General features: G+C 58.4%; 16 protein-coding genes. 3 read left to right on the top strand and 13 right to left on the bottom strand.

Annotated features, from left to right (window positions below; genetic code table 11):
- Positions 1–263: 263 nt before the first annotated feature.
- The 3 genes from treR to nrdG all read left to right on the top strand — a co-directional run bounded on the left by treR (position 264) and on the right by nrdG (position 4,399).
- A complete protein-coding gene (gene treR / locus SOM48_RS08010; RefSeq protein WP_288881534.1) occupies positions 264–1,208 on the top strand; it encodes a trehalose operon repressor TreR in 945 nt (314 codons plus the stop codon).
- Positions 1,209–1,555: 347 nt separating this feature from the next.
- A complete protein-coding gene (nrdD, locus tag SOM48_RS08005; RefSeq protein WP_289745216.1) occupies positions 1,556–3,691 on the top strand; it encodes an anaerobic ribonucleoside-triphosphate reductase in 2,136 nt (711 codons plus the stop codon).
- Between the two features lie 243 nt (positions 3,692–3,934).
- Complete coding sequence (gene nrdG, locus SOM48_RS08000) at positions 3,935–4,399, top strand: anaerobic ribonucleoside-triphosphate reductase-activating protein (RefSeq protein ID WP_054804021.1); 465 nt, start codon at positions 3,935–3,937, stop codon at positions 4,397–4,399.
- Between the two features lie 5 nt (positions 4,400–4,404).
- On the opposite strand, the gene SOM48_RS07995 is transcribed toward nrdG, so the two are convergent.
- The 13 genes from SOM48_RS07995 to pmbA form a co-directional block, all read right to left on the bottom strand.
- Positions 4,405–4,689 carry a type II toxin-antitoxin system RelE family toxin gene (locus tag SOM48_RS07995; protein ID WP_320511753.1) on the bottom strand — a complete coding sequence of 95 codons (285 nt, stop codon included), beginning with the start codon at positions 4,687–4,689 and terminating at the stop codon, positions 4,405–4,407.
- Entirely contained in the window at positions 4,679–4,921 is a 243-nt protein-coding gene (locus SOM48_RS07990) for a type II toxin-antitoxin system RelB/DinJ family antitoxin (RefSeq protein WP_320511752.1), read from the bottom strand. Before SOM48_RS07990 ends, SOM48_RS07995 begins: the two co-directional genes overlap by 11 nt.
- 78 nt (positions 4,922–4,999) lie before the next feature.
- The gene (locus SOM48_RS07985; RefSeq protein ID WP_320511751.1) at positions 5,000–6,910 is read right to left on the bottom strand and encodes a BglG family transcription antiterminator; all 1,911 of its coding nucleotides are present in this window, start codon (positions 6,908–6,910) and stop codon (positions 5,000–5,002) included.
- 83 nt (positions 6,911–6,993) lie between these two features.
- Positions 6,994–7,731, bottom strand: coding sequence for a 2-dehydro-3-deoxy-phosphogluconate aldolase (gene dagF, locus SOM48_RS07980; RefSeq protein ID WP_042714055.1), 738 nt, complete (start codon positions 7,729–7,731; stop codon positions 6,994–6,996).
- Positions 7,728–8,846, bottom strand: a complete 1,119-nt coding sequence (locus SOM48_RS07975) for a DgaE family pyridoxal phosphate-dependent ammonia lyase (RefSeq protein WP_320511750.1) — start codon at positions 8,844–8,846, stop codon at positions 7,728–7,730. Before SOM48_RS07975 ends, dagF begins: the two co-directional genes overlap by 4 nt.
- Positions 8,830–9,963: an amidohydrolase/deacetylase family metallohydrolase gene (locus SOM48_RS07970; protein ID WP_320511749.1), complete on the bottom strand. Its 1,134-nt coding sequence runs from the start codon at positions 9,961–9,963 to the stop codon at positions 8,830–8,832. Before SOM48_RS07970 ends, SOM48_RS07975 begins: the two co-directional genes overlap by 17 nt.
- A 42-nt stretch (positions 9,964–10,005) precedes the next feature.
- A complete protein-coding gene (locus tag SOM48_RS07965; RefSeq protein WP_023480214.1) occupies positions 10,006–10,647 on the bottom strand; it encodes a DUF4310 family protein in 642 nt (213 codons plus the stop codon).
- A gap of 9 nt (positions 10,648–10,656) precedes the next feature.
- Positions 10,657–11,433, bottom strand: a complete 777-nt coding sequence (locus SOM48_RS07960; protein WP_023480218.1) for a DUF4311 domain-containing protein — start codon at positions 11,431–11,433, stop codon at positions 10,657–10,659.
- 51 nt (positions 11,434–11,484) lie between these two features.
- A complete protein-coding gene (locus SOM48_RS07955; protein WP_023480238.1) occupies positions 11,485–11,781 on the bottom strand; it encodes a DUF4312 family protein in 297 nt (98 codons plus the stop codon).
- Positions 11,782–11,783: 2 nt separating this feature from the next.
- A complete protein-coding gene (locus SOM48_RS07950; RefSeq protein WP_023480243.1) occupies positions 11,784–12,146 on the bottom strand; it encodes an SFCGS family glycine-rich protein in 363 nt (120 codons plus the stop codon).
- Between the two features lie 10 nt (positions 12,147–12,156).
- The gene (locus tag SOM48_RS07945; protein ID WP_083699312.1) at positions 12,157–12,495 is read right to left on the bottom strand and encodes a glycine dehydrogenase; all 339 of its coding nucleotides are present in this window, start codon (positions 12,493–12,495) and stop codon (positions 12,157–12,159) included.
- Positions 12,496–13,331: 836 nt separating this feature from the next.
- Positions 13,332–13,718, bottom strand: a complete 387-nt coding sequence (gene cybC, locus SOM48_RS07940) for a cytochrome b562 (protein WP_023478426.1) — start codon at positions 13,716–13,718, stop codon at positions 13,332–13,334.
- Between the two features lie 55 nt (positions 13,719–13,773).
- On the bottom strand, positions 13,774–15,126 hold the full coding sequence (pmbA, locus tag SOM48_RS07935) for a metalloprotease PmbA (RefSeq protein ID WP_320511748.1): 1,353 nt from the start codon (positions 15,124–15,126) through the stop codon (positions 13,774–13,776).
- Between the last annotated feature and the right edge of the window lie 4 nt (positions 15,127–15,130).

Raw genomic sequence — 15,130 nt, 5'->3', positions numbered from 1 at the left:
TAAGGCAGCAAATGCGGGCTTACCGGAAGGGTCTTCTCCATCGGGGATGAGGGGTGGGATCGGGATCCATAGCGCCTCCGGTAAGGGTTAAAAGGGAATGATTACGCAGCGGTATCATATACCCCGAAATGTAAACCGAACGTATACGACCGCCACTCGCGCCGCGCAGGGATAAACCAGACTTTACTCATTGTTGTTATTTGCTCTGAAGTGCAACACTTTCTGACTCTGCCAACCCCCATCGCCAGTATCAGGAGTGCTGCATGCCAAACCGGCTGACCATTAATGACATCGCGCGTTTAAGCGGAGTGGGAAAATCGACCGTCTCGCGCGTGCTGAACAATGAAAATGGCGTCAGCCAGCAGACGCGCGAACGGGTGGCGGCGGTGGTCAATCAGCATGGCTTCTCCCCTTCCCGCTCCGCACGCGCCATGCGCGGGCAGAGTGACAAAGTGGTGGCGATTATCGTGACGCGGCTCGACTCCCGCGCCGAAAACCTGGCAGTACAAACCATGCTCCCGGCCTTTTATGAGCAGGGCTACGACCCGATCATGATGGAGAGCCGCTTTCAACCGGAGCTGGTGGCGGAACATTTGCAGATGTTGAGCCAGCGTAATATCGACGGTGTGGTGCTGTTCGGTTTTACCGGCATTACGCCCTGCCTGCTTGCCGCCTGGCGCGACTCGCTGGTAGTGATGGCGCGCGACGTCAGCGGCTTTTCCTCCGTCAGCTATGACGATGAGGGCGCCATTGAACTGCTGATGGCGAAGCTCTACGCAGAGGGACACCGGCAGATCGCTTTTATTGGCGTCCCGCACAGCGATATCACCACCGGCAAGCGTCGCCACCAGGCTTATGAGACCTTTTGCCGCCAGCACGATTTGACGCCGCGCGCGGTGCTGCCCGGTCTGGGTATGCAGCCGGGTTACGATCATGTGGCGCAGGTGCTGACGCCCGAGACCACTGCGCTGCTCTGCGCCAGCGACAGCCTGGCCCTCGGTGCCAGCAAATATCTGCAGGAGCGGCGCATCGCGCTTCAGCTTGCCAGCGTCGGCAACACGTCTCTTATCAATTTTCTCCACCCGGAGATCCTCACCGTCGATCCGGGCTACGCCGAAGCCGGTCGTCAGGCGGCGGCGCAGCTAATCGCTCAGGTGACCGACGTTGACGCCCCCCGCCAGCACGTCATCCCTGCCCGTCTGGTTTAACTTTTGCGCGCTTTTTTGATGCATTTTTAATCATCATAAAAGCGTGAAATTTTATATCTCCCCTGAATGCCCCGCCCGCTGTAGCGTCAGATTTTTACTTTGTCCTGAGTCAAAAAAGACGTAAACATCTTTGATGCAAATCACTATATATAGAAATTAGAATGCCACCCGGCCCTACATGTTGTAGTTCTTGACTATTATACGAACAAACCTACAGCCCGGAATGCAGGTCATTCTGTGGATAATCGGGGCCAGAACGGGACGAACTTATTGGTTTTAATAATGAATAACCAACCGATGGGACGTCTTTATCGTGTGGATAACCTGTTTTGCAGAAGGGAGTGATCATGACACCGCATGTGATGAAACGAGATGGCTGTAAAGTGCCTTTCAGCTCGGCGCGGATCCAGGAGGCAATCTGGCGCGCCGCAACCGCAGCGGGAGTCGATGACGCAGACTATTGCGCCACCGTCGCAGCAGTTATCAGTAGCCAGATGCAGGATCGCGCGCAGGTCGATATCAGTGAAATCCAGACCGCCGTTGAAAATCAGCTGATGTCTGGCCCTTATAAGCAGCTGGCGCGCGCCTATATTGAGTACCGTCACGATCGCGATATCGCCCGCGAAAAGCGTGGCCGCCTGAACCAGGAGATCCGCGGCCTGGTGGAGCAGACCAACTCGGCGCTGCTTAACGAGAACGCCAACAAAGACAGTAAAGTGATCCCGACCCAGCGCGACCTGCTGGCGGGGATTGTCGCTAAGCACTACGCCCGCCAGCACCTGCTGCCGCGCGATGTGGTGCAGGCTCATGAGCGCGGCGAGATTCACTACCACGATCTTGACTACTCGCCCTTCTTCCCGATGTTCAACTGCATGTTGATCGACCTGAAAGGGATGCTGACTCACGGCTTTAAGATGGGCAATGCGGAGATTGAGCCGCCGAAATCGATCTCCACCGCCACGGCGGTGACCGCGCAGATTATCGCCCAGGTCGCCAGCCATATTTATGGCGGCACTACCATCAACCGCATTGATGAAGTGCTGGCACCCTTTGTTACTGAAAGCTTTGAAAAGCATCGTAAAGTGGCAAACGAGTGGCAGATTGCCGACGCCGACGCCTACGCCCGCTCGCGCACCGAGAAGGAGTGCTACGACGCGTTTCAGTCGCTGGAGTATGAAGTCAACACGCTGCATACCGCCAACGGCCAGACGCCGTTTGTCACCTTCGGCTTTGGCCTCGGCACCAGTTGGGAATCGCGGCTGATCCAGCAATCGATTCTGCGTAACCGCATCGCAGGCTTGGGTAAAAACCGCAAAACCGCAGTGTTCCCGAAACTGGTGTTTGCCATTCGCGACGGGCTGAACCACAAGTTCAGCGACCCGAATTACGACATCAAACAGCTGGCGCTGGAGTGCGCGAGCAAGCGCATGTACCCGGACATTCTCAACTATGACCAGGTTGTGAAAGTGACCGGTTCGTTTAAAACCCCGATGGGCTGCCGCAGCTTCCTCGGCGTGTATGAAGAGAACGGTGAGCAGATCCACGATGGGCGCAACAACCTTGGCGTTATCAGCCTCAACCTGCCGCGTATCGCGCTGGAAGCGAAAGGGGATGAAGCCGCTTTCTGGAAGCTGCTGGATAGCCGCTTAGCGCTGGCGCGCAAAGCGCTGATGACCCGCATCGCCCGCCTCGAAGGGGTGAAAGCGCGTGTAGCACCGATCCTCTATATGGAGGGCGCGTGTGGCGTGCGTCTGCAAGCGGATGACGATATTGCGCCGATTTTCAAAAATGGCCGCGCGTCGATCTCACTGGGCTATATCGGCATTCATGAGACCATCAATGCCCTTTCCGGCAATAAACATATTTACGACAGCGAAACCCTGCGCGCGAAAGGGGTGGCGATTGTTGAACGCCTGCGCCAGGCGGTGGATCAGTGGAAAGAGGAGACCGGCTACGGCTTCAGCCTCTACAGCACGCCGAGCGAAAACCTCTGCGACCGCTTCTGCCGCATCGATACCGCCGATTTTGGCGTGGTCGATGGCGTGACCGATAAAGGGTATTACACCAACAGCTTCCACCTCGACGTGGAGAAGAAGGTGAACCCGTACGACAAAATCGACTTCGAAGCGCCCTATCCGCCGTTAGCCAGCGGCGGGTTTATCTGTTACGGCGAGTACCCGAACATTCAGCACAACCTGCGCGCGCTGGAGGATGTGTGGGATTACAGCTATCAGCATGTGCCCTATTACGGCACCAATACGCCGATTGATGAGTGTTATGAATGTGGTTTTACCGGCGAGTTTGCCTGCACCAGCAAAGGCTTTACCTGCCCGAAATGCGGCAACCATGACGCCTCCCGCGTATCGGTCACCCGCCGCGTGTGCGGTTATCTTGGCAGCCCGGACGCGCGCCCGTTCAACGCTGGCAAGCAGGAAGAGGTGAAACGCCGCGTGAAACACCTTGGTAATGGGCAGATGGGTTAAGCCCGGCGATGTGCCCGATGGCGCGACGCTTATCGGGCCTACGGTTGCCATACCGGTTTTTTGCAAAGCGACTCTGAAGCAATTTCGCAACACAGTTATGGCGGCAAGTGGGAAGCGATTTCGCAAAGCAATTGGCGTCATAACAAGGCGGCAAACGAAGGAATCCCGGGGAGCTTACATAAGTAAGTGACCTGGGTGAGTGAGAACAGCCAACACAGTTATGGCGGCAAGTGGGAAGCGAAAATGAAATATCATCAATACTACCCTGTCGACATCGTCAACGGCCCCGGAACCCGCTGCACCCTGTTCGTCTCCGGCTGCGTGCATGAGTGCCCAGGCTGCTACAACAAAAGCACCTGGCGGCTGAACTCCGGCCTGCCGTTCACGCAGGAGATGGAGGATCGGATCATCGCCGATCTCAACGACACGCGCATTAAGCGCCAGGGGATCTCGCTTTCCGGCGGCGATCCGCTGCATCCGCAAAACGTGCCCGATATTTTAAAGCTGGTGAAGCGCATCCGCACCGAGTGCCCCGGCAAAGATATCTGGGTGTGGACCGGCTACAAAATCGATGAGCTGAACGCCGCACAGCAGGAGGTTGTTGAGCTGATCAATGTGCTGATCGACGGCAAGTTTATGCAGGATCTGAAAGACCCGATGCTGATCTGGCGCGGCAGCAGCAATCAGGTAGTGCACCATTTGCGGTGATGGGGCTACAGGCGGTGATTAGCGCTGTGGTAAGCCGCCTCTTTTTCGCGTTTACCAATCGCCACGACAAACACCGTCACCACGTTGTCTCTAACCTGGTAAATCAACCGATAGCCCGAGGCGCGAAGCTTTATCTTGTAGCAATCCGGCAAGCCATGCAGCCGGGCTTTTTCTACTCTCGGCTGAACCAGCACTTCTGCGAGCTTCTTTTTAAACTGCGCCTGAACCGTCACGCCCAGTTTTTTCCACTCTTTCAATGCGCGCGGATCAAACGCCAGCTCATACATCATCCAGCCTGACCTTGATCCCTTTTTGCGGGTTCGCCAGGCGCTCTCTGACCACCTCCAGCAGTGCCGCTTCGTCTTCGCTCACCGTTACGGTTTTAACCGGCATGCGGCCATTCTCGGCAACATATTGAAACAGCAGGCGCACCGCTTCGGTGGGCGTGATGTCGAGTTTCTCCAGCACTTTCCAGGCCTCCTCTTTGAGCTTGTCATCCAGTCGAACATTGAGCGTTGCCATTATGCCTCCGGGCAGGTGGGAATGTGTAATGCAATATAGCATTACATTGGCATTACATCTGTTTTTGGATAACCGCTCTCAAAACCGGCTTACGCAGGCCATCGCCACGCGTTGAAAGGTGTCGAAATCGGCGCAGGCGCAGAGCCTGGCGGTGGCGCGTTCGCGCAGAAAGGTGACGAAGATATCGTAGATCGCCATCGCCTCTTCATACTCGCTTTTGCTGATCGCCAGTAAAAAGATGACGTGCGCCGTCTCCTCGCCCCATGCGATGCCCTGCGGGGCCAGCACGGTGTAAACCACGGTTTTCTTTGCCAGCAGGCCAAGGGCGTGCGGCAGCGCGATGCCTTCGCCGAGCAGGGTGCTGACAATTGCTTCGCGCTCCACCACCGAATCGAGGAACTCGCCATCGACAAAGCCCTCCTGCTGTAGCTCGGCGCAGAGGGTGCGGAACAGGGTTTGCTGATCCATCGCCTCATCGATAATGCGAAAGTGGGCGGCGTCGAAATACTTCTTCAGCATCCACGGGCGGGTGCGATCCACCAGCACCAGTTTGCCAATCTGCTCCAGCTGGTAATCGCTGGGGAACGGCGCGATGGTCACCACTGGTTTATCTTTTTCGCTGATGCGCGCGGTAGAGATAACAAAATCTTCCGCCAGCTTGTCGCACTGCTCGTAATCGCGCAGCGTCACGGTGCGGGTAATGACGATTTGCGGATATTTGCGTGCCAGCACCGCTTCAATCATCCGCACCATCGCATTCCCGGCATCGCACACCAGCAGCACGCGCGGCTGGCGCTGGTAGCCAACGTTGTAGTGCCGCTCCAGCCCGACGCCGATATGCAGCACCAGAAAACCGATCTCATTTTCGCTGATGGTATAGGGCGTATATTTCCCCCAGCTCGACACCGCTGCCAGCGTCATATCCCACGCCATCGGGTAGTGCTGTTTTATGTTATCCAGCAAGGGGTTAGGGATCATGATCTGGTAGCGAACGCGGGTGATCATGGTTTTGATATGGGTCAGCAGGTCGGCATGCAGCTGCGCATCGCCCTGCAGGTTGTAGTTATAGTGGGTATTGATATAGCCGAGGATGTAGTTCACCAGCGTTTCGTCATCATCAGCACTGATGGCGCTGGGCGCCGGATCCTGCACCCGCCGGGCGGCAATATGCACCCGCAGCCAGTGCTCCTCCGCCTCCGCCAGCGGTTTGCCAGCCAGCTGCTGCAACGCACTGGCAATATCCCGCGCGGCGTGGTGCACCTGCTCATCGCCATCGTCGGCGGTGAACTCCGAGAGTGGAAACCCTTCGCTAATACGCCGCACGGCGACGGCGCAGTAGAGCTGGATAAAGCGATCGCCCTCATCGGTGAGGCGAATATGGTAGCGGCTAAAGCAGTCGTGCAGAAACGGCGCCAGCGCCTCGGGCACGCCCGCGTTAAGCGCATCTTCGGTAATCAGCGGGTTATGGGCGTTGTGCTGCGCCAGCTCCCACAGCAGGTCGGTGAGGCAGGCGCGCAGCGCCATCTCGCTGCCGAAGAGCTTCATGCCGTGGCGCGGCCGGGTCTCCAGCGTCAGGCGATAGCGGGAGAACCACTCGCGCACCTCGGTCATATCGTTTTGCAGCGTGGCGCGGCTGACAAACCACTCGTCAGCCAGATCCTCCAGCTTGAGGGAGAAGGCCGAGGTGAGAAAGCGCACCACCAGATAGTGCACCCGCTCCGGCCCGGTGCGCGGAATGCGCAGCGCGCGCGGGCGGGTGGCCTGGAGGGCGTGATAAAGCGCGGCATCGAGCACCTTCAACTGATAACCGCTGCCGCGGCTCAAAATAAACTGCGCGCCGTGGTTCTCCAGCAACGCATTGAGCGCAGTGATATCAGCGCGGACGGTACGCGTGGAGACCGACAGCCGCTGCGCCAGCTCATCCTGCGGCAGCGTCTCGTTCTGCAGCAGGCTGAAGAGTCGCGCTAAACGTTGGTTCGGAAATCGCACGTCGTTACCTCATGGTTAAAAGTGGCGTAAAGCGTTGAAGCCTATGCAGATAATCAAAGCGCAGCCGCCATCCGGCGATAGCCTTACACCAGCGCTTTGGTCATCATAAGTAACTGGCGGACATCCGCCGGGCGGGTCTCGCCACTCACCTTATCAATAATTGAACTATAAATGTGCGGAATGATTTTGCTGACGCCCGCCGCCAGCGCGATCTCGACGATCTCGCTGAAATTCTCCAGATCGATGCCGCCGGTCGGTTCCAGCCAGAAGTCGTGTCGCGCGCAGGCTTCGGCTACGGCTTTGTACTCCTCGCGGCATTGCAGCCCGCCCATCGGGAAATATTTGATTGAGCTGCCGCCCATATCTTTCAGCAGGGCAATCGCCGTTTCCACCGGCACAATCGCATCGGCGGCCTGGCTGCTAAGCGGCCCGGTGGAGATTTTCACCTGCCCCGGCGTGCCGGTGGGCGAGACCAGACCGTTAACCACCGTCTCGTTCTGCCCGAGCAGCGCGCGGCTGGTGCCCACGCCGGTAAAGACCTGGTTCACATGCTGCGGCTGCACTTCGCGGGAGATGGCGCTGACCATCGCCGACTGGTTCGGATCGCCAGCACCAAGGCCGACGGAGAGCGCGTTATCGATTCTCAGCGCATACTGGCGCATATCGGCCACCGCTGAGTCGATATCCGGGTAGTTTTTTGACAGCACGCCGACCAGCACATGCCCTTCCGCCGCTTCATAGATGGCGCTGGCGTTATCAATACTGCCTGCCAGCACGTTCAGACATACGCGGTCGTGGTAAAAATTGGGGGTCAGTTTCATGGGCGTGGCTCCTTATTCAGTTCCTCGGCGATGCGTTGCGCGATGATGGTCAGTTGCTCGGCGCTGACGCTGCGCACATCGGCTTCGATAATCCCTTCATTGGCTTTGTAGCCGCGAAAATAGATGGCGTAATCCCCCTGTTTGAGGGCCTCGACCAGTTCGCCGGTGGCAATGCCGGTGGCGGCTTCGTCAAATTTGATTTCACTGCGGGCAATGTCGCGCCCGGCGCTGTCCCATACCACGCGGGCGCTGACGCCATTGAGGCTATTGAGCTGCTCAATAAAGGGGGTCATTTTGGCGACCATCTCCGCCCCGCTCTCCTTTTTCGCGCTGAGGTAGTGCTCGATGGCACAGGTGAGGCCAAGAATGCCCTCTTTGCCCACCTTCATCGCGCGGCCAATACCCGCCGTCTGGCGCTTCACCCACTCGACATACTGCGTTTTGCCAATCACCAGCCCGCTGGTTGGCCCTTCAATCGCTTTCGCACCGCTGTAGATCACCAGATCGGCTCCGGCGCGGTAGTAGCACTGCAAATCCTCTTCGGCGGCGGCATCGACAATCAGCGGCAGGTTATGTTTACGCGCTACCACGGCGGCCTGCTCGACGCTGAGCATGCTCTTCTGCACACAGTGATGGGACTTGATAAAGAGGATCGCCGCAGTACGTGGGGAGATCGCCGCCGCCAGCTGATCGGCGGAGCATTCGTTGGCGTAACCGGCTTCAACCACTTTGCCGCCGCCAAGCGCCACCATCGTGCCAACCGGTGCGCCGTAGTTCACGTTGTGCCCGCGCGGCAACACGATCTCACTGTTTTCGATCTTTGTGCTGTGCAGGTTCTCCAGCAGCCAGTCGCTCTCTTTCACCAGCACGGCGGCCACGGCTTGCGCCAGCCCGGCCGAGGCGCAAGAGACGACGGTCGCGCCTTCCACATCCAGCAGCTTCGCAATGTAGTCGCCAGTTTTATTCACCAGGTCTTTCATTTCAAAGTAGTGGTTCATGCCCTGCAACGCCGCCTCAACCACTTCCGGGCGCGGGGTCGAGACGCCGAGCGCCGTCATGCGCCCGGAGGCGTTAATCACCTGTTTTAACTGGTACTTCTCATAAATCGAAGACATGCTCTGCCCTCCCTTGTTCGGTCAGATAGCCCCGGCCCGCGCGAATGGCGGCCAGCGGCGTAAGTAACTGGTCAGCCTGCAAGGCGCTGTTCTCTGCATCGGTGAACAGCACCGGCTGGCGGCGAAGATCGAAAATTGTCAGATCGGCATCAAAGCCCACGGCCAGACGCCCCTTCTTCGCCAGGCGCAGGCCGTCGGCGGCGTGGTCGGTCACGCAGGCGATCACCTGCGGCAGCGAGAGGCCGATGGCGAGAAATTTGGACATCACGTTCGCCAGCGATCGCACCGGGCCATCGATGCGGTTGCGGCAGTAGATATCGGAACTGATGGTGTGCGGCAAAATGCCGAGGCCGATGGCCTGCTTCGCCACCGCAAAGCTGAAGCTGGCGCTGCCGTGGCCGACATCGAGGCGCACGCCGCGCGTAATGGCGTGGGTCACCGCAGCGCGCAGTTCGCCGCCCGGCGTCAGAATGCGGTTCGGCTTGCCGTTATAGCAGTGGGTGATGATGTCCCCGGCGCTCAGCAGGTCGGCAATCTCATCGAGGTTTGGCGGGTTATTGCCGATATGCACCATCAGCGGCAGATCGCCATTCTCCTGCTGCATCGCCTTCGCGCGTTCCAGCGGCGTGATGCCGTTGTCGCCAACCACGCTGCTGCTCATGCGTGCTTTCAGGCCAACAACAAAATCGGGGTGGCGCTGCACGGCGTCGCGCACGGCACGGGCGTCGATATTGTCGAGGTTCGCCAGCTCGTTCTGCGCAATCAGCCCGACGCGGGAGATATTGAGCAGGGCGTAAACGTCGGTCGTTGCCTGGCGGGTGATGGCGTAGAAGTCATCAATATCATCCGCGCCGGTGCTGCCGGCATCAATAACCGTGGTGACGCCGGTTTCAATCCCGACGCTGTCCGGCTGGTCGTGGTAAATCGGCGAGTTGGGGTAGCAGTGGACGTGGGAGTCGATCCAGCCGGCGCTGACATAGTGTTTGCCCGCCAGATCGACGGTTTTCACCGCCGGGCCGCTAATCTCGCCAAGTGCGGCGATTTTCCCGTCGCTGAGGGCAATATCCGTTACCGTATCGTCCACCAGACGCGCCCGGCGCAGGAGTAAATCAAACATATCTCTCTCCAGAAGTGACGGGTGCCGCAGCCCCCGTATCGATCAGAGTGCGACCGGGAAGATCGCGCCCAGCAACATTGCGCCGAGGATAGCGCCGCCGGTAATCGGCTTTTGCCAGAGGTAAAAAAGCAGCGCGCCCACCAGCGAGCCAATGCCAATCGGAATCGAGGCGGTCATGGCGCTTAAGATAATCAGCGGGCCAAGAAAACGGCCGGAGGCGTTACCCGCGCCCATCATTACGTCTGCGCCGTAGGTGGAATCGCTCTGATTAATGGTGAATTTACGCGCCAGAATGATCAGGTAACCAATCGCCAGGCCAATCACCAGCCCGGTGGCCAGCGAGGCAACAAAGTTGGCGACCGGGAAGACAAAGCCCGCGCCTAGCAGCAAGGCGGGCACACCAAGGCCAACGCCGGTCTGGATCGCGCCGCCGATATCGAGAATGCCGACCAGCGACCCTTCGATAATGCGCGCAAACAGGAAGCTGGCACCGAAGGCGGCGACCGCGCCATAAACGCCGGTGTCCATCCCCGCGCGCAGCATCGAGACAAACGCCACTTCGTTAAACGCGCCGATGCCGTAGAGGTAGTACATGTGCGTTCCGGCAAAAACGCCGGAGGAGAGCAGGCCAACGAAGATCGGGAATGACCAGTCGGCGTACCAGAAGCCTTTATTCTCTTCCATTGCAGATCCTTATTTGCCGCTCAGCGAGTTGTGGATGAGCTCCAGCCAGTTCGGCGCGCTCAGGTGGAACGACTCAATCATTTTCAGATCGAAGCCGCGGAAGAAGGCGCTCAGCACAAACAGGGCGACAATGGCGCTCATCATCACTTTGGTGACGCGGTTCCAGCCGCTCTCTTCCACCCCTTTACCAATCAGGATGCCGAGTACCAGGCCCGGTACGGCGTTGCCCATAATCAGCTGCGCTGCGCCGCCGAATACCGTCGCCCAGAAGCCCGATTTTTTGCCCGCGTCGATTGCCGCCAGCCAGAAGATCACCGGCATGATGGTGTTGACCAGCAGGTTAGCGGCAGGTACCAGCACTTTCACGGCGGTGACTTGCAGCGCTGCCGGCACGGACGAAGCCGTAAGGTTAAGGAAGGTGACGACCACCATGCCGATCACGCCACAGGCAATGGCCATCTTTTTCGGATTGTGCAGGGTTTCGCCGACGTTGCGGTTTTTGACCATCAGCGCCGCCGCGCCCCAGTTCGGGATGATGCGGTGGTCAACGTCCTGGGTAAACGAACCCGCCGCTACTGACGAAGCCCAGGCGTTAAAGAAGAAGCCTAAACCAAAGGAGAAGTGCGAAGCCGGATCTCCTTCGCAGGAGTTCAGCTCGCCCAGTGTACGAAATGCGCCCATTCCCTGAGTGGTTGGCGCGTGAAACATGCGTGCAGCCCCGGCGCCCACACCGACGCCGACCAGGCCGCCGATAATGAGCGATTTTATTAGTATGAGTAAGAACATCAGTCTGCCCTCTTCTACCCTGCCAGCAACGCCTGCGGGGTATGCGGTAAGTTAGTGCGTGACGAACTCCACCTTATCGAGATTGATGGCGGTCACGTTGACGGTCACGTCCAGCTCCACACTGTACGAGCGTCTTTCGCGACGCAGAAAGAGGAACAGAAAGGCCTCTTTGCGCGTCGTTTCCTGCGCCTGAACGACCTGCACATCCTGTGGCTCAATACGCAGTAAAATGTGCGGCGACGCCTTCATCACCGCGGCCTGAACATGGTTCAGCGCGTCAGCAAAGGCGCGCGTTTTGGCGTCGCCCTTGCCCTTCACCCTGACCGTGGTGGTGAACTGTTCTTTCATGGTTATGCGCCGTGTTTTTTCTGCCACGCCTGCACCAGGCGCTCGCCTAACTCTTCTTTATCCATAAAGCCGAAACCGAGTACTTTGCACCCTTCGTTAATCGCGGTGACGCCCTCGTCGATGGAGCGCATGCCGTGTTTCGCTTTATAGCCATATTTGTTCTGCGCGGTGATGGCACCTGCGCCGCCGCTGCCGCAGAAGGAGATGCCGAAGGTGGCGTTTTCCGCGTTCATCACATCGCCGAGCTTCATATCCGCCGCCACGCCCGGTACCACTACCGCGCGGCCGCCCGCTTTCTCGACGCCTGCCGCAACTTTCTGCCCTTTGCCCAGGCGGTCGCCAATCACTACGGTAATCTGTTCCATGGTTTGCTCCTTAAAGGTTCTCTTTTGCCACTTCGAAGTGCACTGACAGCAGCCAGGCCTCTTCTTCCGGGAGATTGCCAAACGCCGCCACCACGTCGTGGGCGAGGCGCATCGATTCAGGCGAGATCTCATCAAACAGGCTGGCATCCACTTCCGGCAGCGGCTCGCCGGTCACCGACCGGTGCGCCATCGCGCGAAGATGGGAGGTCAGCATCTGCTGCTGCACCGCATTCGGCGTGATGTTCTGCGCATGAAGCAAGGTGTAGACCTGCGACAGCATGCGCTCCGCCAGGGTTGCCGTTTGCGCCGCCTGCATGGTCGCATCGTTCATTACCGCTCCGTTATTCACTCGTCGTACCCCGTTGATGGCTCAGGAGTAAAGCTAACGGCGCGAAGGCAGAGTTTGTAGCGAGGAGTTTTCCACTTCGAAGTGGAAACCGGGAGGGCGTTAGTGATCTGCGCCACAAAAAAAGCCCACAGAGGGATTTTTCACTGAACGGCGGTCACAACGTTGGATAATGCACGAGGGATTTGGCGCGCAATGACGCAGAAAAAAAGGGGCAGCCAAGAGGAGAAAGTGTGAGGGGGATAAGGTTTGCTTATTGGGGGGCTGCTGGGGTTACGGAACCGCTGAAACCGCGTAGGCCGGATAAGGCGCAGCCGCCATCCGGCAATGGGGTTTGCATGTGGCTTTGGTGGAATGGTTCCGTTCACCAGGCGCTGGAGAGTTTCATTAATCTCTTATGCGGTGAACGGGATAAGGGGAGCGGCCGCGCTCCCCTTATCAATCCCCGCGGCCCCGCGAGGAAATCGGTACTGCGCACTGCGCTCACCTCCCACGTGCCTGACTGCGGCCGGCTCGACTCGACATCCTGTCTCGGTTCGCCTCTGTCCGCCATCCATGGCGTCCAGACCTTGTCATTCACGCTCCGGTTCGCCGATTTCAGCGGGGACACAACCCCTCGCTGTGAGATCTTGGGTAAAAGCAATATCGGTGTGGCTGTAGGTACGGTTTGGTAGGCCGGATAAGCGTGTAACGCGCCATCCGGCAATTGTGCCGCGGAGATCATGCCGGATGGCGGCTACGCCTTATCCGGCCTACAACGGCACGTCACGTATGCCGGAAAGCGGCATAAAAAAAGAGCCGCGACGGTGAGGTGGCGGCCCTTTCCTGATGGAATTCGGTTAGCGGAATTTCTGATGATAGGTATTGCGGGTACCGGCAATATCCTTCGCTGCGGCCTTCGCTTCTTTCACTTTACCTTCGTTCGCCAGCTTCATCGCGCCGTCGATCTGGGCAATCAAAATATCAAAACCGTGGCGGAAATCTTTCATCTCCGGGCTGTCCGGCGCTTTGCCTTCCAGCTTCGGCGGGGTCTCTTTCTGGGCGTCCTGCGCGGCGGTGCGCATTTTCCCTAACGCCTCTTTCAACTCAGAAGCATCGTCGGTTTTCTGCACCACTTTGTAGTTGTCATTCAGCGTTTCCATATCATCTTCAAGGTCAGCGGCAAACACCGCTGAACCCACAAACAACGACGACACCGCGAGGATCGCTAACAGGTTTTTACGCATTGCTCATTTCCTTTTTTATTATCACGCTTAAAGGCGCAGAACGCCGCGCCACGAATTATTGTCCGGCGATCTTCATCTCCGGCAGCAACACTGAACCACACTGGATGTTACTGCGCTGTTCAATATCGTCACCGACAGTAACAATATTGCGCCACATATCCTTCAGGTTGCCGGCAATGGTAATTTCGCTCACTGGATACTGAATTTCACCGTTTTCAACCCAGAAACCAGACGCGCCTCGCGAATAATCCCCGGTGATGCCGCTCACGCCCTGGCCCATCAGCTCGGTGACCACCAGACCGGTGCCCATCTCTTTCAGCATCTGCTCAAAGCTCAGGCCGCGCCCGGCAATGCGCCAGTTGTGAATGCCGCCCGCGTGACCGGTGCTCTTCAGCCCCAGTTTGCGCGCCGCGTAGCTGGTCAGCAGCCACTGCATCAGCACGCCCTCTTTGACGATATCGCGGCGCTCGGTGCGCACGCCTTCGCTGTCGAACGGCGTTGAGGCCAGCCCTTTACGCAGGTGCGGGTGCTCTTCAATGGTTAACCACTCCGGCAGGATCTGCTTGCCGAGGTAATCGAGTAAAAAGGTCGATTTACGGTAGACCGCGCCGCCAGCAATGGCGCCGACCAGGTGACCAAACAGCCCGGTCGCCACTTCATTAGCGAAAATCACCGGCGCTTTCATGGTCGACAATTTACGCGGAGAGAGGCGCGACAGCGTGCGGCGGGCGCACTCTTCACCCACCCACTCCGGTGTTTTTAACTCGTTGATATCACGGCTAATGGTGTAGGCGTAATCGCGCTCCATATCGCCATTCGCTTCGGCAATCACGCTGCTCGACAGCGAGTGGCGGCTGGAGCAGTAGCTCTGCAACATGCCGTGGCTGTTGCCGAAGACTTTAATGCCGTAGTGGCTGTTGAAGCTGCCGCCTTCGGTGTTGCTGATGCGTTTGTCCGCTTTCAGCGCCGCCTGCTCGGCGCGCGCCGCCCACTCAATTGCTTCATCGGGGGTCACTTCCGCCGGGTGGAAAAGATCGAGGTCCGACGCGTCAAAGGCCAGCAGCTCTTTTTCTGCCACGCCAGCGAACGGGTCTGGCGAGGTGTAGCGGGCAATATCAAGCGCCGCCTGCACCGTGCGGGCAATCGCCTCCGGGCTCAGATCCGTCGACGAGGCGCTGCCTTTGCGGTTCTGGTGATAAACGGTGATGCCTAAAGCACCATCGCTGTTAAATTCGACATTCTCCACTTCACCATAGCGGGTGCTGACGCCGATACCGGTGGTTTTGCTGACCGCCACTTCCGCGCCATCCGAACGGCCTGAGGCCAGATCAAGCGCGGTTGCGACCGCTTCTTCCAGAACTTTGCGCTGTTGTGCCACTTGTGTGATTACTTTCATCGCCAATGCCATAATT

The sequence above is a fragment of the Kosakonia sp. CFBP8986 genome, from assembly GCF_034044935.1.
Lineage (GTDB): Bacteria > Pseudomonadota > Gammaproteobacteria > Enterobacterales > Enterobacteriaceae > Kosakonia > Kosakonia cowanii.
This window is presented reverse-complemented; position numbering and strand designations above follow the sequence as displayed.

Excerpts from the sequence above, each read along its gene's own strand:
- treR (WP_288881534.1), top strand. The coding sequence starts at position 264 with ATGCCAAACCGGCTGACCATTAATGACATCGCGCGTTTAAGCGGAGTG.
- nrdD (WP_289745216.1), top strand. The coding sequence starts at position 1,556 with ATGACACCGCATGTGATGAAACGAGATGGCTGTAAAGTGCCTTTCAGC.
- nrdG (WP_054804021.1), top strand. The coding sequence starts at position 3,935 with ATGAAATATCATCAATACTACCCTGTCGACATCGTCAACGGCCCCGGA.
- SOM48_RS07995 (WP_320511753.1), bottom strand. The coding sequence starts at position 4,689 with ATGATGTATGAGCTGGCGTTTGATCCGCGCGCATTGAAAGAGTGGAAA.
- SOM48_RS07990 (WP_320511752.1), bottom strand. The coding sequence starts at position 4,921 with ATGGCAACGCTCAATGTTCGACTGGATGACAAGCTCAAAGAGGAGGCC.
- dagF (WP_042714055.1), bottom strand. The coding sequence starts at position 7,731 with ATGAAACTGACCCCCAATTTTTACCACGACCGCGTATGTCTGAACGTG.
- SOM48_RS07975 (WP_320511750.1), bottom strand. The coding sequence starts at position 8,846 with ATGTCTTCGATTTATGAGAAGTACCAGTTAAAACAGGTGATTAACGCC.
- SOM48_RS07970 (WP_320511749.1), bottom strand. The coding sequence starts at position 9,963 with ATGTTTGATTTACTCCTGCGCCGGGCGCGTCTGGTGGACGATACGGTA.
- SOM48_RS07965 (WP_023480214.1), bottom strand. The coding sequence starts at position 10,647 with ATGGAAGAGAATAAAGGCTTCTGGTACGCCGACTGGTCATTCCCGATC.
- SOM48_RS07960 (WP_023480218.1), bottom strand. The coding sequence starts at position 11,433 with ATGTTCTTACTCATACTAATAAAATCGCTCATTATCGGCGGCCTGGTC.
- SOM48_RS07955 (WP_023480238.1), bottom strand. The coding sequence starts at position 11,781 with ATGAAAGAACAGTTCACCACCACGGTCAGGGTGAAGGGCAAGGGCGAC.
- SOM48_RS07950 (WP_023480243.1), bottom strand. The coding sequence starts at position 12,146 with ATGGAACAGATTACCGTAGTGATTGGCGACCGCCTGGGCAAAGGGCAG.
- cybC (WP_023478426.1), bottom strand. The coding sequence starts at position 13,718 with ATGCGTAAAAACCTGTTAGCGATCCTCGCGGTGTCGTCGTTGTTTGTG.
- pmbA (WP_320511748.1), bottom strand. The coding sequence starts at position 15,126 with ATGGCATTGGCGATGAAAGTAATCACACAAGTGGCACAACAGCGCAAA.